We start from the raw sequence: 26,712 nt of genomic DNA, 5'->3' as shown, positions 1-26,712 counted from the left end.
TGTTAATGATGAACATGAGAAGTATAAAGCCATTACTGCTATCAGGCTTGCTATTGACATCGCCGGCACTGTTAGCTGACGATTATAAAATTGATACGAAGGGTGCTCACGCCTCTATTCAGTTTAAGATTAAGCACCTCGGCTATAGTTGGTTGACGGGGCGTTTTAACACTTTCTCCGGAAAGTTTAGTTACGATGAAAATGACTTGTCAGCATCAAAGGTCAGGGTGCTTATTGATACTACAAGTATCGACACCAATCATGCTGAACGCGACAAACATTTACGTAGTAAAGATTTTCTTGATACTGCAAAATACCCGCAAGCTACTTTTAAAAGTATTTCGTTTTCTGATAAAGGCGATGGTAAGGCTGTTCTTGTCGGTGATTTGACTCTGCATGGCGTTACTAAGAGTGTCACTCTTGATGTCGTAGGCATTGGTCACGGAAATGATCCGTGGGGAGGTTATCGTCGTGGCTTTGAAGGGAAAACAACAATTGCACTAAAAGATTTCGGTATCGATATAAACAATAATCTTGGCCCTGCATCGACTCACGTTGAATTAACGCTTAATGTAGAGGGAATTAAAATAAAATAGTTGTTGCTCTAAGCATTTAAAACACAAAAAAGGAGGCATTTAGCCTCCTTTTTTGTGTTTTAAAAACTATTATATCTTGTACATTATGAGGTTCCTGCGAGTGGTGGCACAGGTTACGCTTGGTATTTTGAAGGCAGTTTATTTTCGCGATGACGCTGCATCACCTGGCCTTGATATACTGTTTCGGAGGGCATCCTAACACTTTTTTGAAGCTGGTGATGAAAGCGCTAACGGATTCGTAACCGAGCTCTTCGGAAACGCGTTGAACAGAGTCCCCTGAGGATAATTTTTGCAGGGCGAGCACGATATGTAATTGCCCTCTCCAGCGTCCGAAGGTCAAGCCGACATGTTGTTTCACTAACCTTGCCAGTGTTCTCTCGCTCATCGCGTATCGACTTGCCCACTCTGCGACGCTGCTGCGGTCGGCGGGATTCGCGAGCATGGCGTTGGCGATTTGATGAAGCTTCGGCTGGGGTGGAATGGGAAAGTTGAACTGTTCAGCGGGCATTTGTGCCAGCTCGTAAAGCAAGACTTCAACTAACTTAGCAGTGGGGCTGTCTATGGCATAGTGCTGAGAGAGCGAGGCTAAGTGTTTAATCATCTCACATAACATCGGGGTAATTGACAGTGTGCAACCCTTCACTGGCATGTTGAGGGCCTGAGGATCAATAAACAGGATACAGGCGTGGGCATCGGCCGAGAATTGATTGCTGTGTGGCAGTTGACCGGGGATCCAGACGGCGCAGCGCGGCGGTACTATCCAGATGGCATCAGAGATGTTGCAAGTGATGTAGCCATGTAGGGCGAGGACAAGCTGTCCTTTGTGATGCTGATGAGGCGGAGTCTCACGGAGTTGGTCGCTACCCGATAGCTCTATTGCTACGGCGGCTTGCGGGTATTGGTCTGAGTCAAAATCAAAGAAGTTAGTGTTCGGAGCCATGAGCTTGACCGTTTTTGATGATATTTTGTCAGTATAGCTAAATACTGCGTCGATGAGAAACGTTAATCTAATCGTATTGTGAGATTTAACGGAGTGAAATTAGATGAAGAAAGTCAAAAGCGTGGTGTTAGATCACCCAGTATTATTGTTGATCGGTGTCTTGTTGATTGCATCAAACCTGCGTGCGCCGATTATTGCTGTTGCGCCGATATTGGGGCTGATTAGGGATAGTCTTGGTTTAACCGCGACAGAGGGAGGCCTGTTAACGACTCTGCCACTATTGGTATTTGCCTTACTGTCACCTTGTGCCACAGTGTTCGCACGAGAATATGGCCTAGAACGCTCGTTGATGGCTGCGATGGTGCTTGTTGCAGTGGGTGTTATGATGCGTTCGACAGGTTCAGTCGCCATGCTGTATGTGGGGACAGGCGTTATCGGTATTGGTGCGGCATTTGGTAATGTGCTGCTGCCGAGTTTATTGAAGCGTGACTTCCCCACTAAAATGGTGATGTTAACAGCGGTCTATGCCTTAACTATGGGGGTCGCTTCTGCGTTAGGTTCCAGTTTAATTGTGCCGATCGCTAAGTTTGCTGAAGGCATGAGCTTCATGTCGGATTGGTCTTTCGCGCTAGTCAGCATGCTTATTTTCCCTCTGTTAGCGATCGTTTTTTGGTTGCCTCAGATGCGCAACCATACAGCGCCAGCGAAAGATACTGCGTCCTTGCCCCATGGCGGTAAAGTGTGGCACTCCGCTTTAGCTTGGCAGGTGACGTTGTTTTTTGGTTTAAACTCTTTTGTTTACTATATCGTTGCCGGCTGGTTGCCAAGTATCCTGCAGGACGCAGGGTTTTCTGAGGCGCACGCTGGTGTGATACACGGTTTACTGCAGCTCTCTACGGCAGCACCTGGTCTACTGTTAATACCTTTTGCCAGCAAGATTAAAGATCAGCGCTTTTTAGCCTTTATGGCATCGACCCTGTCATTGTTGGGGGTTCTTGGTTTGTTGTTTATGCCTGCACAGGCGACGATTTGGACAGTTATGTTTGGCTTTGGTACTGGTGAGGGGATTATCTTGGCGCTTTCTTTCATCGGTCTGAGAACACATAGCTTGCATCAGGCGGCGGCATTATCGGGCATGTCTCAGAGTTTAGGTTACTTACTGGCGGCGACTGGACCAATCCTAGCGGGTTCATTGCATCATGCGACAGACAGCTGGACGCTCTCTCTGTGGGTGTGCGCGTTGAGCTGTGCCTTATGTGCGATGTTTGGATTGCTGGCGGGGCGTAACAAGCAGATCAGTTGATCAAAGAGCTACCCGCCAGCCGTTAAGGTTGGCGGGAATAAGCAGCGCTTAGGCGCTGAAGTTTTCGTTGACGAACTGCCAATTGACGAGCTGCCAGAAGTGGGCGAGATAGTCAGGCCTGACGTTACGATAATCGATGTAATAGGCATGCTCCCAGACATCAACGGTTAGCAATGGCGTAACGCCTGGATCTGTGAGCGGTGTTGCGGCATTGCTGGTATTAACGATAGCTACGGAACCATCAGCATTTTTCACCAGCCAGGTCCAGCCACTACCGAAGTTATTGACTGCTGCATCGCTGAATTTAGCCTTGAAGGCTTCGAATGAGCCGAAGGCGTCGTCAATGGCCTTGGCAATAGGGCCGTTAGCGTCGCCACCACCGTCCGGTGAGAGGCTGTGCCAATAAAAGGTGTGGTTCCAAATCTGTGCAGCATTATTGAAGATAGGGCCGTTTGAGCTTTGAATAATTTCTTCTAGGCTGTTGTTGGCTAGCTCGGTATTCTCGACCAAGCCGTTCAGTTTTACCACGTAGGTGTTGTGGTGCTTTCCATAGTGGTAATCAATTGTTTCTTGGGAAATGTGTGGTTCTAATGCGTCCCTCGCATAGGGTAGTTCTGGTAGGTAAAAAGCCATAACTGTTCTCCATTAAAAAGGCATTGGTAAGTTAGTTTTCGAGTTAAACTTCACTCTCTATTATCGTTGCTGATCAATTGTGTTCATGCCTTCGCTAGAGTATATCCCAGGCTTTGATTATTACTAGTATTGCGAGAAGATATAGACAGTTGCCTAGTTATCAGCCTATGATGAAAATCTTGTAATGAAAGTTAATATAATGAGAAGGGTACAAATAGAAGATGAAAAAGCTAATAGCAGTATTTTTTACGTTAAGCTGTCTCAGTACTGCGGCATACGCCGTCGACTACAAAAAACTTACGGAATCCGTTGATAAAGATAAGGCAGTTGAGTCTGTTGATACCGATAAGGCCACTGAATCTGTCGATGCAGAGAAGTTGAAAGAGGCTGTCAGTGCCGATGGCATTGATCATAAAAAAGCTTTGGAGTCTGTCGATAAGGAGAAAGCAAAAGAGTCTTTAAATATGGATAAGGCTAAAGAATCTGTCGATATGGAAAAGGCTAAAGCGGCGTTCCAATAAGCTTGGCTATTTAAAGCTAACAGTAAACTTGCTCGGAAGCCTCTCTAGGAAACGGTAACTGTTTCGAATAATTAGGGGGTTTTTTAATTGATTTTTAGTCTGTTTTTTAGCGGGGGAATCCCCCGCTCCGATCACTCAAAAAACGCTCCTAGCGTCTATTTTTTTATCAATCCGACGATGAAGAGCAGGATGACAGCGCCGACGACGGCGGTGATAATCGTGCTGATAATGCCGCCTGAGGTGTATATGCCGAGCAGGCTAAAGGTGAAGCCACCGATAAATGCCCCAACAATACCGACAATAATATTACCGACTAAACCGAAACTACCCCCTTTCATAATGTTGCCGGCTAACCAGCCAGCGACAGCGCCAATCAGTAAAAAAATAATTAAACCCGTTGCAGTCATGCTTTAATCCCCTTGGTCAATGTTGTGAGTTAAATAGTGGTCGTGTAATAAAGCGGTCATTTTATTACGGTGAATAGTCGCCTCACTTTACAGTTTGACTACTTTATTACTGAGTACGATGCCTTTTTGCAGCGTATCACCTTCACCTTGCCAGTATTGTTCACCTTCTTAAAGGCTAGGAAAGAATAGGAATATTTGCCAATCACAAGGTTTTGCGACAGAGGCGTGGGGGCTGCTTGCGTGTAGCGTATTAGTGAGTTTTTGTCTAAATGAAAAGATTTTGATCGAGGCCAAATTAAACTTTGAGTGGTAGTACGTCGACGTTGTGGCCCCAGAGTTGAGAAAATTGCTTGTAGGCGAAGTTAGTGTCGCTACTACTCCAAAAAACATCGCGACCTAACTGTTTAGAGTGGTTGAGCAGTTGTAATGCCTCGAGTCGGCGACCGACTTCTTTGCTGATAGCTGTTGCGGTATTAATAATACTAACGTCTGGCCCTGCCACTCTACGTATAATGGGCTCGAGGAAGGCGTAGTGAGTACAACCTAATACGATACTATCAATGCCCTTGGCAATGAGGGGTGAGAGGTATTTACGCACGAGCTGCTCGGTGTTCGAGTTGTGTAGCTGCAAGGACTCTACTTGTTCAACCAGGCCAGGACAGGGCTGTGTCGCAATAGTGGTTTTTGCGCTTAGTTGTGCTGAAAGTCGTTGAAAGGAGGTGCTGTTGAGGGTGCAGGTGGTGGCGATGACGCCAATAATACCGCTATTTGAGTCGGTTGCAGCGGGTTTAATGCCGGGCTCTACACCGATAATGGGTATACTGCACTGGGCGCGTAAATCATCGATAGCCGATACCGTGGCGGTATTGCAGGCGACGACGATAGCTTTGACTTTATGTTGTTCTAATAGGAACTGCGCCAATTTACTAGAACGTTGTTGGATAAAGCCAGTGGGTTTATCGCCATAGGGCGCGTAGGCTGAGTCAGCGAGGTAGATGAGATTCTCGTGAGGTAGTGCTTGGCGAATCTGCTGTGCGATGGAGAGCCCTCCAATGCCAGAGTCGAAGATGCCAATAGGGTTGTTTGTCATGTCGCTCACGGTGCACTCGGTTTATCAAAAAAGGCATAACAATATTAGGCAGCATCATAGAGCAGTCTAATATGCTCGACAAGTGAGAGGGTCAATAGATGGGAGAACAGTTGTGCCTCTACATTAGATGTCAATGAATCTAATTTTCCCCTATCTCGTTTGCAGAGGTGAAATAGTTACATGATCGGCATCGATACGTGGGGGAAATCGCGGTGTGTTGGGCGTTGTCGTTGTTTTGTTGTCACCATTAAAACGCTATTGCGGCGATTGACCAAGCACTCGAGTATTGCAAAGGGGGCAGCCATAGGGGGGGATAGTGTCATACTGCCCTCAAAGGCGATATTATGAAAAGTAAGATAGCCACGTTGGTAGAGCTATACAATGGCTTTCATTCTAACTAATAGCTAAAGTGGGGGAGTTAAGGATAAATGCTATTGCCACTTAATTGGCGCGATGTAGTACAGTAGCAGTCTTTAGTCAATCTGGCTGACAATAATTAGTTTATAGCTGAGCGTGACTTAGTTGAGGGGGGGGGCATTATTAACGTTAAGAGGTTCATCGCTGTGGTATATAGCGCGAGTGAGCTTGTCATCGTATTGCCTTGCTATGAATCATTATGAAACCTCTTAAAGCATTACAGAGAATACAGCAGGTGGATTTGCGGATGCTGCTGTGGTTTGAACGCTCGCGAATATATCCGGTTTTTATGTCGTTGGTGCGAATGGTTTCGCGAAGTGGCGATGGCTATATGCAAATGCTATTTCCGTTGCTGGCTGCTGCTTTCTCTTCCGCTGTAGGAGGGCACTTTTTCGCTATTTATATTTCAGCTTTCGCGATCGAGCGGCTGCTTTATCTATTGCTTAAGAACACCCTGCGTCGTCAGCGGCCATCAGCAGTGGTGCCGCACATTGAGGCGTTGGTAAAGGCGTTTGATAAGTTTAGCCTGCCTTCCGGCCATACCATGGCAGCTTTCCTTTTGGCGGCTTTTGCGGTGATTGTTTTTGGTAAGGCAGCGGCCATTGTTTATGTTTGGGCGGTGTTGGTGGGGGTTTCTCGGGTTATCTTGGGTGTGCATTATCCCAGTGATATTATTCTTGGCGCGATACTGGGAAGCGCTATAGGTTATATAGCTGCAGCTTACCTATAGCGCGGCTTATGCCTTGTTAACTGTTTATCGTGTTTAGCTATATGATTCTGGCGCATAATTTATCGTGTCATTAGTGGAAGTCTCTCGCAAATATAGGTGAATGAATGAAGGTGCTATTGCTTGCCATCTCATTGTGTTGGTTTGTTCCACAGGCTTGGGCTGAAAGGATGTTGACGACAATCAGCTTGCATCAAGCTGAGGCAGAGCAGATAGCGCGTGTTTTGCGTAGTACATTGGCACCCGGAAGCTCGATTAGCACGTACCAAAACACGTTGGTTATTAGAGCGACGGCAGCAGAGTTGAGGCAAATCCACGCTTTAGTCGCGGAACTTGATAGCAAGGGAAGGCAGCTATGGATCTCGGTGAGAGTGGGTGAACAAGAGGGCGGGGGAAGTTATTTTGGCCAGCCTCATCATCAGCCGATTACAAGAGTGAACAGGGGGATACATACAGAGATAGAAACCAGGGTAACAGTACAGGAGCGTCATTTTACGGGCAGTGCTGAAACTGGGCAGGGAGTGCGTGCGACGGAGGGGCTCCCTGCTTATATTGCTACAGGACAGAGCCTCACTACCCCTGTTACCAGCCGATGGCGAGAGCCTGTGGTGGCGCAGCAAGGCTTTTATGTCACAGCGAGGCTTGATGGGAGTACTGTCTTACTTACGATTAGGCAGGAGAATGCTAGCTTGCAGGGTGGGGGGGTGGATAAGCAGCAGCTGCGTAGTCATGTCAGTGGTGGTTTGGGGCAGTGGATCGCTGTCGGGGCTATCTCAGAGCAGGCTAGTGGAGTGGCGATCGACGCTGACGGACGACAACTGACTAACACTAAGACGGTTTCGTCAGTGTATATTCGGGTATTATTGCAATAGCGTAGAGATTCTTTTTATGGGGCTACAGGCGTTGAATAATGTCGCTATTGTTGTGTTTCGCAGCCGCGTAAAAAGCGGAGGGATCTAGATCAAAAAACGTACAAAATTACCGCTATCATAGCGATCTGGCGCAGTTTCACGTCACTTGAGTCTTGCCGCGGGCTTGTTGTTTGTAGTATTTTCGCGCTTACGCGCGTAAATGAAAATACTGGTCAGCTAACTGCTACAAAAGTGCTTGCTGTAATAGGGTGGAACGATGCAAGAACTGCAAAATATGATGATTTTTGCCACCGTGGTAGATACAGGGAGTTTCTCTGTGGCTGCAACGCAACTAGGTATTGCCAAGTCGTCTGTGAGCAAACGTATTACTACCCTCGAAAAGGAATTAGGGGTCAGGTTAATCCAACGCTCGACCCGTAAACTTAGCGTGACCGAGGAGGGCGAGGGGCTTTACCTGCATTGTCGGCAAATTCGCGAAGAACTTGAGCAAGCTAAACAAGAGATTAGTCAATCAAGAGAGACGCCTTCCGGTACGCTACGAGTCAGTGTTCCACAGCTCCTTGGCAGTACATTGATTGCCCCCATGATTGCCGGGTTTCAACAGCAGTACCCTGAAGTCAACGTTGAGTTAGAGTTAGATTATGCGGTGCACCAGCTGGATTTGATTGGTAAGGGCTATGATTTGTCTTTGCAGGTTGGTGAGTTGGCGGATTCGTGCCTGGTTGCGGTGAGATTATTTAATGTGCAATCAACGTTGTGTGCCTCGCCAGACTACCTGGATCAAGCGGGACGTCCTGAGTTGCCTGGTGACATCGAGTCGCACCGTTATTTGCGTTGGGTGACGCCAAATCGTCCGGCTTATCTGGCGCTGGATTTACGGCGGGGGCGTCGACAGTATGGTTACAATGTTAAGCCGAGCTATTCGACCCTGACAATGAGCAAAGGTAATCGTCAGTACGGCTATAACGTGAATAGTTGTTTTGCGAGTAACGATGCACAGGCGGTGCGTGAGGTCGCTCTTCGTGGTGGTGGCATTGCTTTGTTGCCTAATTATGCCATTAAAGAAGAGTTGCAGAGTGGGCGTTTAGAGGCGTTGTTCAGTGACTATGAAGTCGAGACGTTCCCGGTATCACTCGTTTATCCACAGCGTAAACATATGACGCCGAAGGTAAGAGTTTTTTCTGACTATCTGAAGCATCACTTGATGGAGCGTTAATCGTTAGCGGAGCTATATTGTGAGCTCGGTACAACAGCGAAATAGAGCTGTTGTACCGGCTCCTATCGCTATTAAACGATGGCTACTAGCTCAACTTCAAAGACTAGAGCAGCGAAAGGCTTGATAGCGCCACCGGCGCCACGCTCACCGTAGGCGAGGTCGTGAGGGATCGCTAGCTTCCACTTAGAGCCAACAGGCATTAGTTGCAGCGCTTCAACCCAACCCTTGATGACACCGGTAACGGGGAACTCAGCTGGCTCGCCGCGCTCAACAGAACTGTCGAAAACGGTGCCATCGGTCAGTGTGCCGTGATAGTGGACACGTACGGTGTTATCAGCGCTAGGAATAGTGCCGTCACCAGCAGTGATCACTTCGTACTGTAGGCCTGATTCGAGTACGGTTACTTCTTCGCGCTTGGCGTTTTCAGCGAGAAAAGCTTCGCCATCCGCTGCAGCAGCTTTAGCACTCTCAGCGAGTACCTCTTCGGCGCGTGCATGAAGAGTTTGCAGTGCGTTATTGATTACATCAACTTCGATTGCTGGCTTCTCACCACCTAGAGAGGTTGCAATACCCTTGGCGATGGCTGCAACATCAATACCCTGCAAGCCACTGCCGGCAAGTTGCTGCCCCATTTGTAGGCCGATGCCATAGCTGGCTTGTTGTTCGATCGTTTCTAGCTGTACTTCAGACATAGTTTCTCTCTAATGAGTAGTGGATTAGACGCGGGGAGGATATCAGTTATGAGCAACTAGAGTAAGCCATTTAGGGGGCTGCAGAGGTTTATAAAAGGTAATAATATATCGTTAATTACGACGAGCTATCTGCGCCGCGCTGCTATGGCTTTACGGTCGTATATTAAATACGGCTAACTATCTGATTGACGTAGTGGTTGACGTACTAGTTGAGAATTAAGCAAGGAGAAGAATCGGGCGATAGAGGCTTAGTTGGTCGTTGCGTAAGATAAGATTCTGCTGTGATGTAAAAGCTGGCGGGCATGTTAGAATTATCGGTCAACGAGTGATAATGATAGTCAGTGAAGTCTTTGATCATCAGCAGCTAGCAATAAACACTTATCAATATACCCATTATATTAAGGCTATCTATGAAATCAGAGCGCGAGAAAGTTGTCTGGCGTGTGACATTAATCGGTACGGTGATTGATGCTATTTTATCGGCGCTTAAGTTAATTGTTGGTTTTTCTGTACAGTCGACGGCATTGATCGCCGACGGTATTCACTCACTGAGTGATTTGGTGAGCGATGGTTTGATTCTATTGATGGCAAAAATTGCCCATCAGGCGCCGGATCGAGAGCACCCCTATGGTCATGCGCGCTTCGAGACCCTAGGAACCGTTATTTTAGGGATGGTGCTATTTTCAGTCGGTATTGGCATGGGGGTTGAGTACCTGCAGCTACTATTGAGTGACGAAGTTGCCTCTAACCCAGGTTGGCTGGCTCTGCTCGTCGTTGTCGTGTCGATGCTAGGGAAGGAGTGGCTGTTTCATTACACCATGCGTCACGCCAAACAACAGCAGTCGAAAATGCTAGAGGCTAATGCTTGGCATTCACGCTCTGATTCACTGTCTTCGCTGGTGGTACTCGTGGGTTTGGGGGCCTCCATGTTGGGCTACCCAAAGCTGGAGATTGTGGCAGCTTTGGTCGTTGCCGTGCTGATTATAAAAATGGGCTTCTCGCTGACTTGGGGTGCTACGCAAGAGTTGGTAGATCATGGTGTTGACGAGGAAACAGTGAAAAGAATTAGTGAGATTATTGAGGGTACTCCTGGCGTTAAGAGTCTGCACTTATTGCGTTCTCGATTAATGGCAAACGAGATATTTCTCGATGCACACATTCAAGTTGATTGGAATATTAGTGTTTCCGAAGGGCATCAGATTAATGAGTGGGTGATGGCGGCGGTAAAGGAGCATGTTGCTAATGTCGGTGATATTACCCTACATATCGATCCGGAAGATGACAGTGATAAGTCCTTCGTGCTGCTGCCGCTGAGGGAGGATATTGAGGGCTATTTATCAGACTACGACCTATTGGATGGAGCGCTGAAGCTTAATATCCATTACTTCTCTAACGGTGTTCACCTGGAGCTGTTGTTTGCCGCCGAGCAAGATATGACATTGTTGCGAGAGCAGGTCGCGACGGTGAAACAATACCACCCAGAAATTAAGGCGATATCACTACAGCGTTTAATGAATTGATGTTGCCTTTTATAGTGTTTTTCATCGTGCTGAGAGGAGGTTGGGGCGAGGTTTAGATTCACCGCCCCGTTTATTCGCCGGAAGTACTAACTTTCTTTGACTGTCTCTCCGGCTTTTATTGAAGTCTTTTTCACCTTCGTCGTTTTTGTTGTTACTGTTGTCACTTTTGGTGCTTTGGCTACCTGCTCGGCCAAGGCTTTTTTCGCCGCGAGAACACCGTCTTTGATTCTATTCTCGATCGAAAAAACGGTGAAATCGCCGGAGGGGTCAAGAAGTTTTTCTATCATTGTTGGGTCAGAATTATGGCCCTCAAGTTTGACTTCAATGAAGTTGATCTCCCTGTAAGCGTTGAGCTTTTTAAACCCATCCATTGAGAAAAGTTCGTTATCATTAGGGTATTTTTCTTTGACCATTTCGGCAAACTTTCGGTATTCGAGTGTCTTTCTATGAATGTCCTCCCAGATATAGTCTTTCTCTTCGAAACGAAGCTCGCCAGTGGTTGTATAAAGCTCAAAGAAGTTGCGTGGTACCTCCTGACCGCTTGGGTAAAGCGACATGTTAAAGAGCTCCAACTCTAGATTGGGGGTATCGAGTTCAGCGGCCATTAGGTGTAGAGAGCGGATGGCTGTTCTTGTTGAATTATTCTGGAAGAGACCGCCATCCCAGTACTCTTTACCATCGCACTCCACCATGGGGAAGCCTGGAGGGAAGGCACCGCTGGCTAGTATATTATCTATGCTGATTTCATCGCTGGAAACATTCCAGGCACTATTCACATCATCATCTTTAATATCGAAGTTAGAGAAGAGAGTAATTTTCCCGTTCTTTATTTCCGTAGCCAGCACTGTTAGCCGCACTCTGTCGACCTTATCTTTGTTGTTTAAATAAGCCAAGTTATCGCGGGTGATGTACTTTTCAAGGGTGTTGCGTAGTCGTGTGGTGTCACAGAGTGCCGTACAGAAAAAGGGGGAAAATGGCAGAAAGGTTTTCCAGTCGAGGGTATACATGCCAGGGTTGTAAGGACGAGAGATGCATTGGTTGAGCCAGTTGAGGCCGTGATATAGCGGCTCTAAAGCCTTGGTTATCTCGCCTATGGGTTGGTATTCTCGTAACCATTGCGGCGGCCTAAATAGGTCGACGTCGACGGTAACATCTTGCCAAAAAGACTCAAGCTTTTCTATTACCGAACCCCACTGCTCTACATTGTCTTTATCTTCAGACGGAGGGAGGTAGCTGGCATAAATAGCGGCGTTGATAGCACCTATAGAAATGCCTGTAACCACGTTCGCCTGGTAACCCTTTTCTGCAAGCCCCTTCATCGCGCCGAGTTCGTAAGCGCCCAGTGCTCCACCACCCTGTAGGCAATAGGCTGTTAACTTATTTGGCTGTCTATTTTCTATTTTTGTCATCGTCTGCAATCCTTTCCATGTGTTGCTGAGTTTTCTAAAAAGCAGCTGGATTATACGATGAAGGTTGTATTGAATGATCGGTTAGAAGTATATTAAAAGGCGATAGTGTGGGTGGTTTATAGTGCAATAATTATGGTGAAATGTTGGGCGTTGTAATCAGTTTCGCACTGTTCTTTGGAGATCGATTAATTTTTATAGCTACCGTTGGGGGTGGAGGTTGTTTTAAACGTGGCGCTCTAAAAATAGGCACCGGTGCCTTGAAGTTGTGGGGCAGCCGGCACTATTGCATCGGTTAAGTAATCATTAAGCCCGTTACCGAGCGGTCTTAATCCAGCTCAGCAAAGTCTATTAAGGTTTTCCCTGACATGCGGTAACCGACCCATTCGTCCTGCGATTCCGCCCCAATTGACTCATAAAAATCACGTGACGGTTTATTCCAATCAAGGCAGCTCCATTCAAATCGTCCACAGCCTTTCTGTAAGGCGATTTTTGCCATTCTTTTCAGTAAAAGCTTTCCTGCACCGTTACCTCGATGTTCAGGCGACACATAAAGGTCTTCTAAGTAGAGGCCTGGTTTTGCCAGCCAGGTCGAATAATTATAGAAATAAATAGCCATGCCTACGGGGTGTCCCGCTTGCTCGCAAATCAGTGCGTTAACATGGCTGTCGTCCGAGAAGATGCTACTTTCAATTGTTTTCTCTGTTGCCAACACCTCATGCTCGGCTTTTTCGTAAATAGCCAGCTCTGTAACGAAATGTAAGATCAGTGCCGCATCTTGTATTGCGGCTTGACGAATAGTTAGCTGTTCCATGTAGTACTCCGTTAAAAATAATAGCCCCTATCATGGCTTTTTTTATGCATGATAGTGGCGAGTGTATTCATATTTTCTCTGTTGCTTAAACAAAAAAGCGAGCACTGGTTTATTAGTGCTCGCTTAAATATGACTTTGAAAAAAAGGCTAGCAGCCTTAATTCAAAGTGTTTTGGCCGCCTTAGTGATTAGTCCTCATAGCTTTCAATGCTAGGGCAAGAACAGATCAGGTTGCGGTCACCGTAGACGTTATCGACACGATTGACCGGTGGCCAATACTTGTTGTCGCGAATGGCGGCAATTGGGTAGGCTGCCTGTTCACGGCTATAGCTGTGCTGCCACTCACCCTCGACAATATCTTTTAAGCTGTGTGGTGCGTTAACCAACGGGTTGTCCTCTAGGGACCAGGTACCGTTTTCAACCAGTTCGATTTCGCGTTTAATCTGTGCCATCGCGTCGCAGAAGAGGTCGATCTCGCGTTTTGACTCGGACTCGGTTGGCTCAATCATCAGCGTACCGGGTACCGGGAACGACATGGTGGGTGAGTGGAAGCCGAAGTCCATGAGGCGCTTGGCGATATCTTCTTCGCTGATGCCGCTACTTTCCTTCAGTGGTCGTAGGTCGATGATGCACTCGTGGGCGACACGATCATTACGGCCTGTATAAAGTACCGGGTAGTCCTCTTTCAAGCGGCCCGCCATGTAGTTGGCGTTGAGAATGGCAACTTGTGTGGCGCGACGCAGTCCCTCAGCACCGAGCAACGCGATGTAGGCGTAGCTGATCGGCAGTACGGAGGCGCTACCGAAGGCGGCAGAGGAAACAACATCGTTGTTTTCATCGAGGCCGTTAATCGGGCTGAGCGGATTGGTCGGAAGGAAAGGCTGTAAGTGCTTGCCTACCGCAATAGGACCGACACCGGGGCCACCGCCCCCGTGGGGAATTGCGAAGGTCTTGTGCAGGTTCAAGTGCGATACATCGGCCCCGAACTTACCCGGTGCGGCGATGCCGACCATGGCGTTCATGTTAGCACCGTCGAGATAGACCTGGCCGCCGTGATCGTGGACAGTGGCGCAGATCTCGCGAATGCTCTCCTCGAAGACACCGTGAGTCGAGGGGTAGGTGATCATGATCGCAGCAAGGTTGTCAGCGTGCAGTTCCGCCTTAGCATTGAGATCGGCGAGATCAACGTTACCGAGGCTGTCGCAGTCGACAATCACTGATTTGAGGCTCGCTAATGAGGCCGATGCAGGGTTGGTGCCGTGGGCTGAGCGAGGAATCAGGACGATGTTGCGATGACCTTCACCGTTGCTTTCGTGGAAGCGTTTGATCGCGAGGAGGCCCGCGTACTCACCTTGAGAACCTGCGTTAGGCTGCAAGGAGACGGCGTCGTAACCGGTACAAGCGACAAGCATCTGTTCGAGGTTGTTGGTCATCTCTAGATAACCCTGCGCCTGCTCCTTCGGCACAAATGGGTGTAGCCTGTTGAAGCCTGGCTGGGCGATCGGGATCATCTCCGCTGTTGCGTTCAGCTTCATGGTACAAGAGCCGAGTGCAATCATGGAGCGATTCAGTGCCACGTCTTTGTTCTCGAGGCGCTTTAGGTAGCGCAGCATCTCGGTCTCTGAGTGGTAGCTGTTAAACACTGCGTGGCTCAGTACGTCGTCGTCACGCAGTAAGCTCTCAGGAATACGGCACAGCGCGTTGTCGTCGAGGCTGGCGGCATTGAAATCCACGATGGCATCGGCGAAGACAGCAAATAGGTCATCGACGTCTTCCAAGGTAGTGGTTTCATCGAAGCTGATAGTAACGGTGTTTTCGTCAAGCTTGCGCAGGTTGATTTCTGCTTCGAGTGCTCTAGCCATGACGTTGTCGGTATCGTCACCGGTGTTGATGGCGACGGTATCGAAGAAGGCTGCATTCGTTTGTTTGAAGCCGAGTTTGTCGAGACCGGCCTCGAGTAAACAGCTCAGACGGTGAATGCGGCTGGCGATGGTCTTTAGGCGATCAGGGCCGTGATAGATGGCATAGCTGACGGCCATGATGGCCAGTAGGGCCTGGGCGGTACAGATGTTACTGGTGGCCTTTTCCCGGCGGATGTGTTGTTCGCGGGTTTGCATGGCCATGCGGAGGGCGGGTTCGCCATGGCTATCAACGGAGACACCGATGATGCGACCGGGGATTGAGCGCTTGAACTTTTCACGGCTGGCGAAAAAGGCGGCATGGGGGCCACCGAAACCGATAGGGACACCGAATCGCTGGGTGCTACCGACGACGACATCGGCGCCCAACTCTCCGGGTGACTTCAACAACATCAGGCTCATGATGTCAGCGGCAACGACAACCAATGAGTTGGCTGCGTGAGCACGCTCGATCTGTGCGCCAAGGTCTTTCACCTCGCCATTGCTGCCAGGGTATTGCAGTAGCTGGCCAAAGTAGTCGGCTTCTTGGCCGTCTACGTTGTCGCCCACGATCACTTCAAAGCCAAGGTGCTCGGCGCGAGTCTTAACGACGGCGATGGTCTGAGGGTGACAGTTCTGATCGATAAAGAAGACGTTGGATTTGTTCTTCTTTACCATGCGCTTGCACAGAGCCATCGCTTCGGCTGCGGCAGTACCTTCGTCTAAGAGTGAAGCATTGGCGAGCTCCATTCCCGTCAGATCGAGGATCATCTGCTGGAAGTTAAGTAGAGCTTCAAGGCGGCCCTGGGCAATCTCGGGTTGATAGGGGGTGTAGGCGGTGTACCAGCCTGGATTTTCTAACACGTTGCGCAGAATAACATTGGGTGTCAGAGTGCCGTGGTAGCCGAGGCCAATCCAGGTCTTAAAGAGCACATTATTATCGGCGAGCTCGGCGAGCTCTTCGATGACCTCGTGTTCTGGGCGTGGTGCGTCCAAGTCCATGGGGTCCTGCTTGAGGATGTTGGCAGGCACGGTCTGGGTAATTAAGTCATCCAGCGACGAGGCGCCAACAGCGGCTAGCATCGCGTTAATCTGCCCATCGTCAGGCCCGATATGGCGGCTGATGAAGTCGTCTCTCTTCTCTAGGTTATAGAGTGAGTCTTGCTTGAGGTTGTTAGGTGCTTTTTGAGCCATTGAACTACCACCCGAAGATTGGATATGCGTTAATCGTAAAAAAGGCGGCTATTAAATCATATTCGGGCACAGAATGTAGGCTCTCAGGCAGGTGAATATTGATTATTAATTGCCCGAATATCCCAACCTTGATTGTTGACCAACTGGTCAATTGATAGGCTTTATAAAATAGTGTTTATTAAATGATAAGTTGATTTATGTCGACGAGGCAAGTAAAGATGAATGAAAGGCAGCTAGGTCCGTGGCGCCGTCAGAGTCGTGAATTGCGCTATGATAATCGGTGGTTGAGCCTGTATCATGACGAAGTGTTGACGCCGGGGGGGAGTAAGGGGATCTATGGTGTTGTGCACTTCAAGAGTATCGCTATTGGCATCATCCCGCTCGACGGGTGCGGCAATACCTGGTTGGTCAGTCAGTATCGCTACACCTTGGAGCAGCGCCACTTTGAGATTCCGATGGGTGGCTGTCCCCTGCATGATGAGCCGCTTGAGGGCGCGCGACGTGAGCTGCAAGAGGAGTGTGGGATTACGGCCGACTGTTGGACGGAGTTGATGACGTTACATACGACGAACTCGGTCAGTGATGAGAGCGGTCGAGTGTTCTTGGCTGAAGGATTGAGCTTTGGCGAGTCTTCATTGGAGGACAGTGAGGCAGACCTTTGCGTACATAAGATGCCTTTCAAAGAGGTCTATGAGTGGGTGTTGGCGGGGAAAATTACCGATGCTATCAGCGTCGCGGGCGTATTGAGAACCGCTGTATTACGCCCTGAGCTAGTGGATTAATAGTGCCTTTATAGGTTAAAAAAAGCCGCTGAGGAGAATTCTCCTCAGCGGCTTTTTGGCGGATCATGAGGCGTTTTACTTAGAAAGCAAACTCATCGGCAGCTAGCTCCATCACGGTATCTGCCCCGGCACCGGCACCAACGGCATGCACTTGGGCGCGTGGCAGAATTCGTTTGAAGTAGAAACGTGCGGTGGCTAACTTAGCCTTGTAGAAGGCATCATCACTACCCTCGGTGATCTTCTGTTGGGCCACTTCTGCCATCTGTGCCCACAGGTAGGCGAAGGTCACATAGCCAGAGAACATCGCGTAGTCGACGGAGGCGGAGCCTACCTCATCGGCATTTTCCATCGCCTTGCCGCCGACATCCATGGTGATTTCGCCCCACTGCTTGTTGAGGGAGGCAAGTGACTCGGTAAACTCCACCATGTTCTCGGTGTCGACATGGCTGGCACAGTATTTGTGGATCTTTTTGGTAAAGACGCGTAATAGCTCGCCGCCGGAGCCCATGACTTTGCGCCCGATTAAGTCGAGCGCCTGAATGCCAGTAGTGCCCTCGTAAACTGTCGAGATGCGGGTGTCGCGGACAATCTGTTCCATGCCGTGCTCATGAATATAGCCGTGACCGCCAAATACCTGCATGCCGAGGTTGGTCACCTCAACACCGGTCTCTGTACAGAAGGCTTTGGCGACGGGGGTGAGTAGTCCGAGAAGATCTTCGGCCTCTTTGACTCGGCCCTCATCTTTGCCGAACTTAGTTTGGTCGACCAGTTGCGCTAGCCAGTAGCAGAGCGCGCGGCTACCTTCGGTAAAGGCCTTCTGTGTCATCAGCATGCGGCGTACATCGGGGTGTACGATAATCGGGTCTGCGGGGCCGTCAGGGTTTTTCGTTCCGGTGAGCGAGCGCATTTGCAGGCGCTCGTTAGCGTAGCTGAGCGCACCTTGAAAGGCGCTTTGTGCCCCGGCTAGTCCCTGTACTGCCGTGCCGATACGCGCGGTATTCATCAGTTTAAACATGATGTCTAGGCCGCGGTTTTCCTCGCCGAGCAGGTAAGCTTTAGCGCCATCGTAGTTCATCACACAGGTTGCGTTACCTTTGAGCCCCATTTTCTTTTCGATGTTACCGGCGGTGATGTTATTGTGTTCGCCGAGGCTACCGTCATCGTTGACGAGATATTTTGGGGCGATGAATAGCGAGATGCCTTTGTTGCCTTCAGGGGCGCCTTCGACACGGGCTAAAATGGCGTGAATGATGTTGTCGGTGATGTCCTGTTCGCCGCCGGAGATGAAGATCTTGGTGCCGGTCAGGGTGTAGCTGTCATCATCATTTTTGATCGCTTTGGTGCGTAGCATACCAACATCGGAGCCGCAGTGTGCCTCGGTCAGGCACATCGCGCCGGCCCATTCGCCGGTGAGTAGCTTGGGTAGGAAGCGCTGCTTTTGAGCTTCGCTGCCACCGTTGACGAGGCAGGCGATGGGGGCGCCGGCAAGACCGGAATACATGCTCCAGGCCCAGCTGGCGCTGCCGACCATCTCGGTGAGGGTTAGGCCGACGGAGCCGGGCAGACCAAGGCCCCCATCGCTCTCGGGTACGCTGAGCCCCTGCCAGCCGTTAGCAACATACTGCTGGAAGGCTTCTTTGTAGCCTGGCGGCGTGGTGACGTTGCCGTCCTCAAAGTGACAGCCAACCTCGTCACCGATCTGATTGAGAGGCGCGACCACCTGCTCGGCGAACTTTGCGCCGCTGTCTAGAATGGCGTCCATTAGCTCGACGTTCATGTCACCGGCACCCTCGAGGCTGGCGAAGTGTTCTTCGCTATTGAGCAGCTCTTTTAGGACGAAGTCGATATCTCGGATGGGGGCACGATATTCAGGCATGTGACGCTCCTCGTTAAACGAATAATGATTAGATTGTTATTTTTTCTATGCCTTCGATTATACTGCTGGGGATTGGCGAAACGGATAGCAAAACCGATCGTTCGCGCTGTCAAAAACACTCAAACTGTCAGCCCGGCGACTATCGCCTCACTCATAGTGGTGAGTAAATTTGAGCCACCTGTTATCGCTGCCTATTTACTGCTCGGAGAATATCATGCAGAGCTTTGCTTCTATCTATCAACAGGCTGCCGACCATCACGGTGGTAAGGCTGCCTTAGATCAATGGATTGCCTCGATGGGTTACCCGGTGCGCACAACGGAGCAGCTGGCGGCGCTAGAGGATCGTTATATGCTGGCCGAGCTCTGTCGTCGGGTCTTTCGCACCGGCATTCGTCATGCGGTGGTCGATGCAAAGTGGCCAGCATTCGAGCAGGCATTTTTTAATTTTTCGCCAATGCGCTGCGCGATGATGAGCGACGAAGAGCTGGAGGGGCAGATGCAGAATGAGAAAATCATTCGCCATCTAGCGAAGATTGTTACGGTGCGTGAAAACGCCAATATGGTGGTGTGGCTGGCGAGAGAGCACGGAAGTTTCGCACGTTTTATTGCTGACTGGCCTGCAGAAGATATTATCAGCTTATGGGATTATTTGAAGAAGCACGGCAAACGTATGGGAGGCAACTCTGGCGCTCGCTTCCTGCGTATGGTCGGCAAAGATAGCTTCGTGTTGACTGATGATGTCGTTGTTGGGTTGCGTCGAGCGGGTGTGATTGATAAACATGCGAACTCAAAGCGTGATCGAGCCAAGGTGCAGGAGGCGTTTAATAGTTGGGCGCAGGAGAGTGGTCTGGGGTTGGCGCAGATGAGCCGTATATTGGCTTGCAGTATCGGCTGATATTTAGGTGCTAGTGAGTCCAGCCGATGTCACCTCTAGGTGTTACTGGCTATTCTGTTAGTCTGTGTTTAATCACAAGCCTCATTTCTTCTACTGCTGTGCTGAAGGGTGTTGAGTCGTTGAGATAACAATAATAATGAGGCCGCCGGCAGGCGGCTACGACGCTGGAGAATATGTCATGCTGAAGACTGAGCGGATCCCCTGGTGGGTTTTTTTTGCTTTTAGTGCCATCGAGACGCGTAAGGGCGCACTGATTTTGATTACTGTTTGTGTGTTGTTCACTGTGGGCTGTATTCCAGACCTGAATGTCTATTTGTCTAATAGCGTGGGTATACCAGAGGATTATCAGCTGGTGGACGACTGGAGTTGGTTGATGATGATGGTGCCAATGACGCTGTGGTATGTGGCGGCATTATGGTGGTCGGATAAGAATGGTGCGTGGCAGCAGTCTGCCGACGAGGCATCCCCAAGCGAGGCCTAGCGGCCGCTAATAGAGTGTTGGCTTGAGGCCTTTTCTTAAAGACAATAAAAAAGCCGGCTATTGCCGGCTTTTTTATTGGGTTGCGGGGAGTTACTCGCCGCTCTTTGGGCCGCTCTTCTTCGGCTTTCGACGCTTGAAGTCGTCGACGTTTTTACCTGGCTTACCGTTATTGCTGCCGTGCTGGTTCTTCTGCTTTTTTTGGACCGGGCGCAGGTTGATGCGTTGTTTGCAGATCCATGTCTTTTTCAAGGCATCATGCGTTGCTTTCGGCATACCTTCAGGAAGATCGATGGTGCTGAAGTCGTCGAAGATCTCAATGTGACCGATGAAATCACTCTCAAGCTCGGCTTCGTTGGCGATGGCGCCGACGATATTGCCAGGCTTGACGCCGTGCTCGTAGCCGACGTCAATGCGGTAGCGCTGCATGGTTACGTCAGGGTGCGCTTTGAGTGGTTTAGGCTCTGTGCCCGGTACCGTATTGCGAGGCTTACGTTTGCTATCGCGTTGGGGTCTATCGCTACGCTCTTGACTGCTGCGGTCGTCGCGTTCGCGACGCTCACGTCTTGGTTGATCGGTCATTAGCAGTGGTGTGTCGCCCTGAAGCAACTTGGCGAGGGCGGCGGCGATCAGCAGTGGATCGATATCGGTTTCGGCCTGGAATTCGCTTACTAAGTTCTCGAATAACTCGTTATTACCGGCTTCCAACGTGTCGTTGATGCGTTGCTTGAAGCGAGAGACTCGGCTGGCGTTGATGTCGACAGTGCTGGGCATTTGCATCTGTTCGATCGGTTGGCCGGTGGTGTTTTCAATGGTGCGTAATAGACGGCGCTCGCGTGGAGCGACGAAGAGGATCGCGTCACCGTTGCGACCGGCACGGCCGGTACGGCCGATACGGTGAACATAGGCTTCGCTATCGTAGGGGATGTCGAAGTTGATGACGTGGCTGATACGTTCGACATCAAGGCCGCGGGCGACGACGTCGGTGGCGACGAGAATATCGAGTTGGCCGCGTTTGAGCTTTTCGACGGTGCGTTCGCGCTGATTCTGTGGAATGTCACCGTTCATCGCCTCGGCAGCATAGCCGCGAGCCTGTAGCTTTTCGGCGAGTTCGACGGTGGCTGTTTTGGTGCGCACGAACATAATGACGCCATCGAAGTCTTCGGCTTCAAGAATGCGGGTCAATGAGTCGAGCTTTTGGTTCATGCCGCTGGCAATGGTATAGCGCTGGCGTATAGTCGAGGCGGTGGACGTCTTAGTCTTGATCTTGACTTCTTTGGGGTTGGTGAGGTGCTTCTTGGCGACCTTACGAATAACCTCAGGCATGGTTGCCGAGAACAGCGCGATCTGGCGCGTGCTAGGTGTGTGCTCAAGAATCCAGTCGACGTCATCGATGAAGCCCATGCGTAGCATCTCGTCGGCTTCGTCGAGAACGAGGCTCTTGAGGTTGCCAAGCTTTAGTGTGCCGCGGCGAATATGGTCCATCACTCGGCCAGGTGTACCGACGACGACGTGCACGCCGCGCTTGAGTTGGCGTAGCTGACCATCGTAGCTTTGCCCGCCGTAGATGGGCAGGACGTGGAAGCCTTTGATGTATTTTGCGTAGCTTTGGAAGGCCTCGGCGACCTGGATGGCGAGCTCGCGTGTCGGTGCCAGCACGAGCATTTGTGGATCTTTACCCGATATATCGAGGCTGCCCATCAACGGTAAGGCAAAGGCGGCTGTCTTACCGGTACCGGTTTGAGCCTGGCCGAGTAAGTCGTGGCCTTCGATTAGTAGTGGAATACTCTCCGCTTGAATCGGCGAGGGAGTTTCGTAGCCGATCTCTTCGATGGCTTTTAGTAGGGGGGCAGCGAGGCCGAGTTCTGAAAACGGTTTAATGTTTTCTTTCGTTGTTTCTGACATACAGGAAGTACCATACAGGCACGGCACAAAAAGTCGATTACGGTAGGTAAACGAGCGTGAAGGCGCCGAGTGAAAAAAGTAACCTATTCATTATATGCAGTCCTTGCTGGGTCTGCTGAAAAAATAGAGTCGCGACGTAGATTTACGGCCCAGTAAAAGATGGAGAGGGCGATGTCCGACCGTGCTATTTGTCAGGGGTAATGCTTTCACACTGCAGACTCGATAAACCGGCGCGAATGTTACACTTTTATAATGAAATAAGGAATCAGTATTGCTGCTTATATCGTGGAAAATGAAAGAAAATGACTATAGCCGAGGTGAGTTGATGGCTTCGAAGAGTTTTAGCGTGTTGTAAAGCGTGTTGTAAAGCGTGTTGTAAAGCGTGTGTAGAGCCGGCTGTCGTAGAGTGGCGAAGTGCGATAAAGAGCTTGCGCGGGGGCACGGGGCCCCTTGGCAATCGAGTCAATCCTTATTGGGCGCCTGCGTCACGCAAGATGCGCACATAATCGCCAGACTGGCTGTGTTCAAGAGCGATAGTTAACACGCTCTGATCATCGTTATTGGTGGCGTTGACGTCACGGTTTTGCGCCTTGAATAGTCCGAGAAAGATCTCGAAGTGTTCAGCACGCATGCCCTGGTAGGCCTTCCACAGCATGTGGAAATCGGTGTTGACGCCGGCGGGTGGAAGCTGGTCGAGGAATTCGCGAATACGGTCTTCGGTCCAGACTTCGTCTATTACTTTTTCTTTATCTTTCTTTAACATACTGCAGTCCTGTGGCGCTTTATTCTAGTCGTAATCTGTTGTTATCTTACCTATTGCGGCGACGGCTGTCGCCCCCGCAATAGGTGGCTGGTTTAGCTGTTGAGCTTTTTCATCAAGATTTTGTTGATGATACCGGGGTTTGCCTGCCCCTTGGAGGCCTTCATGATCTGGCCGACGAAGAAGCCGGTCATCTTCTTCTGTTTAGGCCCTTCGGCGGCGCGGAATGCGGCAACTTGGTCGGGATTGTTGGCGAGTACCTCGTCAACCATAGCCTCGATGGCGCCTTCGTCGGAGTTTTGTATCAGCCCCTTGGCTTCGATATAGCTCTTGGCGTCTGTTGCCTCGCCGCTCCACAACGCTTCGAAGACCTGTTTGGCAATCTTACCGGAGATGGTGCCGTCTTTGATTAGCTTGATCATGCCGCCCAATTGTTCGGCGCTGATGGGGCTGTCGCCGATGCTGCGGTCGGCCTTGTTAATTTGGGCGGCTAGCTCACCCATGATCCAGTTCGCGGCGAGCTTGGCATCATCGCAGTGGGCGACGACAGTTTCAAAGTAGACGGCCTGTTCACGGTCGCCACTGAGGATGTCGGCATCGTAGTTGGATAGCGCAAAGTCTCCGATGTAGCGCGCCTTGCGCTCATCGGGGAGTTCGGGCATGTCGTTGCGTAGAGCCTCGACGAAGCTATCGTCGAGCTCGACGGGTAGTAGGTCAGGGCAGGGGAAGTAGCGGTAATCGTTAGCCTCTTCCTTGCTACGCATTGGTTTGGCGATATGTTTGTCGCCGTCGTAGAGGCGGGTTTCCTGGGTGATCGTGCCACCGTCTTCGATCAGGTCGATCTGGCGGGCAACCTCTTGGTGGATGGCGCGTTCCATAAAGCGGAAAGAGTTGAGGTTCTTGGTCTCGGTGCGGGTGCCGTATTCGGCCTGCCCCTTTGGGCGGACGGAGACGTTGACGTCGAAGCGCAGTGAACCCTGTGACATGTCGCCATCCCCAATACCTATCGAGGTGACGATAGCGTGGATTTTGCGTGCAAAAGCTACGGCCTCTTCGGCGCTACTCATGTCGGGTTCGCTGACGATCTCTATTAACGGTGTGCCAGCGCGATTGAGGTCGATACCCGACATACCGGGGAATTGATCGTGTAGAGACTTGCCAGCATCTTCCTCTAAGTGAGCGTGATGGATGCGAATCTCTTTGGTGCGACCATTAGATAGCTCGATGGTGACGGTGCCTGCACCGACGATGGGGGCGTCCATCTGTGTGGTCTGATAGCCCTTGGGAGAATCGGGGTAGAAATAGTTTTTACGATCGAAAGTTGAGCGTTGGTTGATCTCTGCGCCGATGGCCAGGCCAAACATGGCGGCGTATTTGACTGCCTGTATGTTGAGTACGGGCAGGGTGCCGGGCATCGCTAGATCGACGATGCTCGCCTGGGTGTTAGGTTCGGCGCCGAAGGCGGTCGATGAACCGGAGAATATCTTGGTGGTCGTGGCCAGCTGAACGTGGATCTCAAGGCCGATGACTGTTTCCCATTGCATAGTGTTTTCCTAGTCTAGATCTGCGGCGGTTTGAGTGTGGAAGTCTGTCGCTTGCTGGAACATGTGAGCACAGTTCAATAATTGGCTCTCAGCGAGGTAGTTGCCAATGAGTTGCAAGCCGACAGGGAGTCCATCGACGTTACCACAGGGAATCGACATGCCCGGTAGGCCGGCCATGTTGACGGCGATAGTGAAGATGTCCTCGGCGTACATGGTGACAGGGTCGTCGCTCATCTCGCCAATCTTGAACGCAGGGTTGGGGGCAGTGGGGCTCATAATCACGTCGACGTCGTTAAAGGCGCTGACGAAGTCGTCCTTGATCAGGCGACGAATCTGTTGTGCCTTGCGATAATAGGCATCGTAGAAACCAGCAGACAATACGTAGGAGCCGATAAGTATGCGTCGCTGCACCTCGGGCCCAAAGCCTTCGGCACGGGAGCGAGTGTAAAGGTCTTCGAGATCGACAGGGTTGTCACAGCGGTGGCCATAGCGGACGCCGTCGAAGCGGCTGAGGTTGGTGCTGGCCTCGGCGGGGGCGATAACGTAGTAGGCTGGAATTGCCAGTTCGGTGTTACCGAGGCTAATCTCCTTGACGGTAGCGCCTAGCGACTCATAGACCTTGATAGCTTGGCGTACCGACTCTGCAACAGCAGGGTTGAGGCCGGCGGCGTTAAAGTATTCTTTCGGTAGGCCGATTCTTAGACCACTAAGAGGCTGGTTCAGCTTGACCGTGTAATCCTCTGTCGGTACCTCTAGAGACGTCGAGTCTTTGTAGTCTACGCCGGCCATGGCGTTGAGCAGAATGGCTGCGTCCTCAGCCGTACGGGTCATCGGGCCACCCTGGTCAAGGCTTGAGGCGAAAGCAATCATGCCGAAACGAGAGACACGACCATAGGTTGGTTTCAGACCGGTGATACCGCACATGGCGGCGGGCTGACGAATCGAGCCGCCGGTGTCGGTGCCTGTCGCGGCGGGGGCGAGCAAGGCGGCGACGGCAGCAGCAGAGCCGCCGGAGGAGCCGCCGGGTATCATATTCGTGTCCCAGGGGTTTTTGCTGGCGCCGTAGAAGCTGCTCTCGTTGGTTGAGCCCATAGCGAACTCATCCATGTTGGTCTTGCCGAGAGTGACGATCCCCTCGTTGTTGAATTTTTCGACGACGGTGGCGTTGTAAGGTGGCAGGAAGTTATCGAGCATCTTAGAGCCACAGCTGGTGCGGACACCTTCGGTGCAGAAAATATCCTTGTGGGCGATAGGGACACCGGTAAGGGGGCCGGCATTACCGCTGGCGATGGCTTGGTCTGCAACCTTGGCTTGGGCAAGGGCTTGCTCAGTCGTGACGGAAATGTAGCTGTTGTAGCGGCCGTCGAGTGCGGCGATGCGCTGTAGATAGTGCTGGGTGAGTTCGACGCTGGAAAACGCTTTGCTCTTTAGACCCGCCATAATTTGGGCGACGGTTAATGTATGCATAGTCTGTCTGTCTCAGTATTCAGTGGGCGTAGGCGCGACCCGAAGTAATCGTTGGCTAACGGCGTCTTGATCATTAAAAGCAGTTGTTTACTCGATCACCTTGGGGACCAGATAGAGGCCGTTCTCGACGCTAGGTGCTACAGCTTGATTGCGTTCGCGCTGGTTGGTCTCGGTGATGACGTCGGCACGCAGGCGCTGACAGGCATCCAAGGGGTTGGCCATAGGCTCGACATTGTGGGTATCGGTACTCTGCATCTGATCGATCATCTGCAAGATACTGCCAACCTTCTTGGTGACATCTTGCGCCATTTCCGCATCGAGCTTGATGCGTGATAGGCGGGCAACTTTTTCGATCTCATTCTGGTCGATTGCCATGGGGGTCTTTTCTCCGCTGATATTCGCTGGTGGCGTGTAAACATGACGAAGATCATCATTCATTAACTGAATGAGTAATGATCTGTTTCTCGTAATCGTTTAAAACTGTGTGCCGATGCTACAAACCGCTAAAGTTACCATATTTCTGGCTTGCTCAAAAACCCCGCCGTTGCTAAAGTGGCGGAGTTTCTAGTAATGACCCACTATTATTGCAAGTAATGGTGCAAATTGACAAAATTTACTGATCTTTCCTACGATTTTGCTGTCTATTTCGTAGAAGTGTCATAATTGTTCTTTGCTCCATTCGCTAGTCGTTAGATTGCTCGCATGCTGGCCCCAACATTTCACGGGCAATATAGGTGTAGCTTTCGCCGGGCGTGTAGTT

24 protein-coding genes are annotated in these 26,712 nt (G+C 50.5%); 10 read left to right on the top strand and 14 right to left on the bottom strand.

What is annotated here, in order from left to right:
* The first annotated feature begins 8 nt into the window (after positions 1-8).
* On the top strand, positions 9-596 hold the full coding sequence (locus EDC56_RS08330) for a YceI family protein (RefSeq protein ID WP_123712852.1): 588 nt from the start codon (positions 9-11) through the stop codon (positions 594-596).
* 160 nt (positions 597-756) lie between these two features.
* On the opposite strand, the gene EDC56_RS08325 is transcribed toward EDC56_RS08330, so the two are convergent.
* Positions 757-1,536, bottom strand: a complete 780-nt coding sequence (locus EDC56_RS08325; protein ID WP_123712079.1) for an AraC family transcriptional regulator — start codon at positions 1,534-1,536, stop codon at positions 757-759.
* 103 nt (positions 1,537-1,639) lie between these two features.
* Between EDC56_RS08325 and EDC56_RS08320 the strand changes: the two genes are divergently transcribed.
* Positions 1,640-2,839, top strand: coding sequence for an MFS transporter (locus tag EDC56_RS08320; protein WP_123712078.1), 1,200 nt, complete (start codon positions 1,640-1,642; stop codon positions 2,837-2,839).
* Positions 2,840-2,887: 48 nt separating this feature from the next.
* Here the strand turns inward: EDC56_RS08320 and EDC56_RS08315 are convergent, their stop codons facing one another.
* Complete coding sequence (locus tag EDC56_RS08315) at positions 2,888-3,472, bottom strand: superoxide dismutase (protein ID WP_123712077.1); 585 nt, start codon at positions 3,470-3,472, stop codon at positions 2,888-2,890.
* 221 nt (positions 3,473-3,693) lie between these two features.
* On the opposite strand from EDC56_RS08315, the gene EDC56_RS08310 reads away from it, so the two are divergent.
* Positions 3,694-3,993, top strand: coding sequence for a hypothetical protein (locus EDC56_RS08310; RefSeq protein ID WP_123712076.1), 300 nt, complete (start codon positions 3,694-3,696; stop codon positions 3,991-3,993).
* Positions 3,994-4,148: 155 nt separating this feature from the next.
* Here EDC56_RS08310 and EDC56_RS08305 read toward each other — a convergent pair whose 3' ends face one another.
* Both EDC56_RS08305 and murI read right to left on the bottom strand, forming a co-directional pair.
* Entirely contained in the window at positions 4,149-4,400 is a 252-nt protein-coding gene (locus tag EDC56_RS08305) for a GlsB/YeaQ/YmgE family stress response membrane protein (protein WP_123712075.1), read from the bottom strand.
* A 295-nt stretch (positions 4,401-4,695) separates the two neighbouring features.
* A complete protein-coding gene (murI, locus tag EDC56_RS08300; protein WP_123712074.1) occupies positions 4,696-5,490 on the bottom strand; it encodes a glutamate racemase in 795 nt (264 codons plus the stop codon).
* A gap of 616 nt (positions 5,491-6,106) precedes the next feature.
* On the opposite strand from murI, the gene EDC56_RS08295 reads away from it, so the two are divergent.
* The 3 genes from EDC56_RS08295 to EDC56_RS08285 all read left to right on the top strand — a co-directional run bounded on the left by EDC56_RS08295 (position 6,107) and on the right by EDC56_RS08285 (position 8,722).
* Positions 6,107-6,637: a phosphatase PAP2 family protein gene (locus EDC56_RS08295; RefSeq protein ID WP_211333617.1), complete on the top strand. Its 531-nt coding sequence runs from the start codon at positions 6,107-6,109 to the stop codon at positions 6,635-6,637.
* Positions 6,638-6,741: 104 nt separating this feature from the next.
* Entirely contained in the window at positions 6,742-7,506 is a 765-nt protein-coding gene (locus EDC56_RS08290; protein WP_123712072.1) for a secretin N-terminal domain-containing protein, read from the top strand.
* Between the two features lie 256 nt (positions 7,507-7,762).
* On the top strand, positions 7,763-8,722 hold the full coding sequence (locus tag EDC56_RS08285; RefSeq protein ID WP_123712071.1) for a LysR family transcriptional regulator: 960 nt from the start codon (positions 7,763-7,765) through the stop codon (positions 8,720-8,722).
* Positions 8,723-8,793: 71 nt separating this feature from the next.
* On the opposite strand, the gene bamJ is transcribed toward EDC56_RS08285, so the two are convergent.
* Entirely contained in the window at positions 8,794-9,414 is a 621-nt protein-coding gene (bamJ, locus tag EDC56_RS08280; RefSeq protein WP_123712070.1) for a BamJ family beta-barrel-assembly machinery protein, read from the bottom strand.
* Positions 9,415-9,824: 410 nt separating this feature from the next.
* On the opposite strand from bamJ, the gene EDC56_RS08275 reads away from it, so the two are divergent.
* Positions 9,825-10,934, top strand: coding sequence for a cation diffusion facilitator family transporter (locus tag EDC56_RS08275; protein ID WP_123712069.1), 1,110 nt, complete (start codon positions 9,825-9,827; stop codon positions 10,932-10,934).
* 86 nt (positions 10,935-11,020) lie between these two features.
* Here the strand turns inward: EDC56_RS08275 and EDC56_RS08270 are convergent, their stop codons facing one another.
* From EDC56_RS08270 to gcvP, 3 genes are all read right to left on the bottom strand, one after another.
* Complete coding sequence (locus EDC56_RS08270; protein WP_123712068.1) at positions 11,021-12,343, bottom strand: patatin-like phospholipase family protein; 1,323 nt, start codon at positions 12,341-12,343, stop codon at positions 11,021-11,023.
* A 325-nt stretch (positions 12,344-12,668) separates the two neighbouring features.
* Positions 12,669-13,154, bottom strand: a complete 486-nt coding sequence (locus EDC56_RS08265) for a GNAT family N-acetyltransferase (protein WP_123712067.1) — start codon at positions 13,152-13,154, stop codon at positions 12,669-12,671.
* Positions 13,155-13,341: 187 nt separating this feature from the next.
* Positions 13,342-16,245: an aminomethyl-transferring glycine dehydrogenase gene (gene gcvP / locus EDC56_RS08260; protein WP_123712066.1), complete on the bottom strand. Its 2,904-nt coding sequence runs from the start codon at positions 16,243-16,245 to the stop codon at positions 13,342-13,344.
* Positions 16,246-16,463: 218 nt separating this feature from the next.
* Here gcvP and EDC56_RS08255 point away from each other — a divergent pair, with 218 nt between their 5' ends.
* Complete coding sequence (locus EDC56_RS08255; RefSeq protein WP_211333616.1) at positions 16,464-17,027, top strand: NUDIX domain-containing protein; 564 nt, start codon at positions 16,464-16,466, stop codon at positions 17,025-17,027.
* 79 nt (positions 17,028-17,106) lie between these two features.
* Here EDC56_RS08255 and EDC56_RS08250 read toward each other — a convergent pair whose 3' ends face one another.
* Positions 17,107-18,903, bottom strand: a complete 1,797-nt coding sequence (locus EDC56_RS08250; protein WP_123712064.1) for an acyl-CoA dehydrogenase C-terminal domain-containing protein — start codon at positions 18,901-18,903, stop codon at positions 17,107-17,109.
* A gap of 214 nt (positions 18,904-19,117) precedes the next feature.
* On the opposite strand from EDC56_RS08250, the gene EDC56_RS08245 reads away from it, so the two are divergent.
* Positions 19,118-19,798, top strand: coding sequence for a DNA-3-methyladenine glycosylase I (locus EDC56_RS08245; protein ID WP_123712851.1), 681 nt, complete (start codon positions 19,118-19,120; stop codon positions 19,796-19,798).
* A 136-nt stretch (positions 19,799-19,934) separates the two neighbouring features.
* A complete protein-coding gene (locus tag EDC56_RS08240) occupies positions 19,935-20,279 on the top strand; it encodes a hypothetical protein (RefSeq protein ID WP_211333615.1) in 345 nt (114 codons plus the stop codon).
* Between the two features lie 90 nt (positions 20,280-20,369).
* Here the strand turns inward: EDC56_RS08240 and EDC56_RS08235 are convergent, their stop codons facing one another.
* The 5 genes from EDC56_RS08235 to gatC all read right to left on the bottom strand — a co-directional run bounded on the left by EDC56_RS08235 (position 20,370) and on the right by gatC (position 26,327).
* Positions 20,370-22,181, bottom strand: a complete 1,812-nt coding sequence (locus tag EDC56_RS08235) for a DEAD/DEAH box helicase (RefSeq protein ID WP_123712063.1) — start codon at positions 22,179-22,181, stop codon at positions 20,370-20,372.
* Positions 22,182-22,650: 469 nt separating this feature from the next.
* Entirely contained in the window at positions 22,651-22,944 is a 294-nt protein-coding gene (locus tag EDC56_RS08230; RefSeq protein WP_123712062.1) for a PA4642 family protein, read from the bottom strand.
* Positions 22,945-23,036: 92 nt separating this feature from the next.
* Positions 23,037-24,485, bottom strand: coding sequence for an Asp-tRNA(Asn)/Glu-tRNA(Gln) amidotransferase subunit GatB (gene gatB, locus EDC56_RS08225; protein ID WP_123712061.1), 1,449 nt, complete (start codon positions 24,483-24,485; stop codon positions 23,037-23,039).
* A 9-nt stretch (positions 24,486-24,494) separates the two neighbouring features.
* Positions 24,495-25,952, bottom strand: coding sequence for an Asp-tRNA(Asn)/Glu-tRNA(Gln) amidotransferase subunit GatA (gene gatA / locus EDC56_RS08220; RefSeq protein ID WP_123712060.1), 1,458 nt, complete (start codon positions 25,950-25,952; stop codon positions 24,495-24,497).
* 87 nt (positions 25,953-26,039) lie between these two features.
* Positions 26,040-26,327 (bottom strand): Asp-tRNA(Asn)/Glu-tRNA(Gln) amidotransferase subunit GatC, encoded by a 288-nt coding sequence (gene gatC, locus EDC56_RS08215; RefSeq protein WP_123712849.1) that lies wholly within the window; start codon positions 26,325-26,327, stop codon positions 26,040-26,042.
* Positions 26,328-26,712: the final 385 nt, after the last annotated feature.

Source organism: Sinobacterium caligoides (genome assembly GCF_003752585.1).
Classification (GTDB): domain Bacteria; phylum Pseudomonadota; class Gammaproteobacteria; order Pseudomonadales; family Sinobacteriaceae; genus Sinobacterium; species Sinobacterium caligoides.
This window is presented reverse-complemented; position numbering and strand designations above follow the sequence as displayed.

Coding starts and splice junctions, on each gene's coding strand:
- EDC56_RS08330 (WP_123712852.1), top strand. CDS start 9: ATGAACATGAGAAGTATAAAGCCATTACTGCTATCAGGCTTGCTATTG.
- EDC56_RS08325 (WP_123712079.1), bottom strand. CDS start 1,536: ATGGCTCCGAACACTAACTTCTTTGATTTTGACTCAGACCAATACCCG.
- EDC56_RS08320 (WP_123712078.1), top strand. CDS start 1,640: ATGAAGAAAGTCAAAAGCGTGGTGTTAGATCACCCAGTATTATTGTTG.
- EDC56_RS08315 (WP_123712077.1), bottom strand. CDS start 3,472: ATGGCTTTTTACCTACCAGAACTACCCTATGCGAGGGACGCATTAGAA.
- EDC56_RS08310 (WP_123712076.1), top strand. CDS start 3,694: ATGAAAAAGCTAATAGCAGTATTTTTTACGTTAAGCTGTCTCAGTACT.
- EDC56_RS08305 (WP_123712075.1), bottom strand. CDS start 4,400: ATGACTGCAACGGGTTTAATTATTTTTTTACTGATTGGCGCTGTCGCT.
- murI (WP_123712074.1), bottom strand. CDS start 5,490: ATGACAAACAACCCTATTGGCATCTTCGACTCTGGCATTGGAGGGCTC.
- EDC56_RS08295 (WP_211333617.1), top strand. CDS start 6,107: ATGAAACCTCTTAAAGCATTACAGAGAATACAGCAGGTGGATTTGCGG.
- EDC56_RS08290 (WP_123712072.1), top strand. CDS start 6,742: ATGAAGGTGCTATTGCTTGCCATCTCATTGTGTTGGTTTGTTCCACAG.
- EDC56_RS08285 (WP_123712071.1), top strand. CDS start 7,763: ATGCAAGAACTGCAAAATATGATGATTTTTGCCACCGTGGTAGATACA.
- bamJ (WP_123712070.1), bottom strand. CDS start 9,414: ATGTCTGAAGTACAGCTAGAAACGATCGAACAACAAGCCAGCTATGGC.
- EDC56_RS08275 (WP_123712069.1), top strand. CDS start 9,825: ATGAAATCAGAGCGCGAGAAAGTTGTCTGGCGTGTGACATTAATCGGT.
- EDC56_RS08270 (WP_123712068.1), bottom strand. CDS start 12,343: ATGACAAAAATAGAAAATAGACAGCCAAATAAGTTAACAGCCTATTGC.
- EDC56_RS08265 (WP_123712067.1), bottom strand. CDS start 13,154: ATGGAACAGCTAACTATTCGTCAAGCCGCAATACAAGATGCGGCACTG.
- gcvP (WP_123712066.1), bottom strand. CDS start 16,245: ATGGCTCAAAAAGCACCTAACAACCTCAAGCAAGACTCACTCTATAAC.
- EDC56_RS08255 (WP_211333616.1), top strand. CDS start 16,464: ATGAATGAAAGGCAGCTAGGTCCGTGGCGCCGTCAGAGTCGTGAATTG.
- EDC56_RS08250 (WP_123712064.1), bottom strand. CDS start 18,903: ATGCCTGAATATCGTGCCCCCATCCGAGATATCGACTTCGTCCTAAAA.
- EDC56_RS08245 (WP_123712851.1), top strand. CDS start 19,118: ATGCAGAGCTTTGCTTCTATCTATCAACAGGCTGCCGACCATCACGGT.
- EDC56_RS08240 (WP_211333615.1), top strand. CDS start 19,935: ATGAGGCCGCCGGCAGGCGGCTACGACGCTGGAGAATATGTCATGCTG.
- EDC56_RS08235 (WP_123712063.1), bottom strand. CDS start 22,181: ATGTCAGAAACAACGAAAGAAAACATTAAACCGTTTTCAGAACTCGGC.
- EDC56_RS08230 (WP_123712062.1), bottom strand. CDS start 22,944: ATGTTAAAGAAAGATAAAGAAAAAGTAATAGACGAAGTCTGGACCGAA.
- gatB (WP_123712061.1), bottom strand. CDS start 24,485: ATGCAATGGGAAACAGTCATCGGCCTTGAGATCCACGTTCAGCTGGCC.
- gatA (WP_123712060.1), bottom strand. CDS start 25,952: ATGCATACATTAACCGTCGCCCAAATTATGGCGGGTCTAAAGAGCAAA.
- gatC (WP_123712849.1), bottom strand. CDS start 26,327: ATGGCAATCGACCAGAATGAGATCGAAAAAGTTGCCCGCCTATCACGC.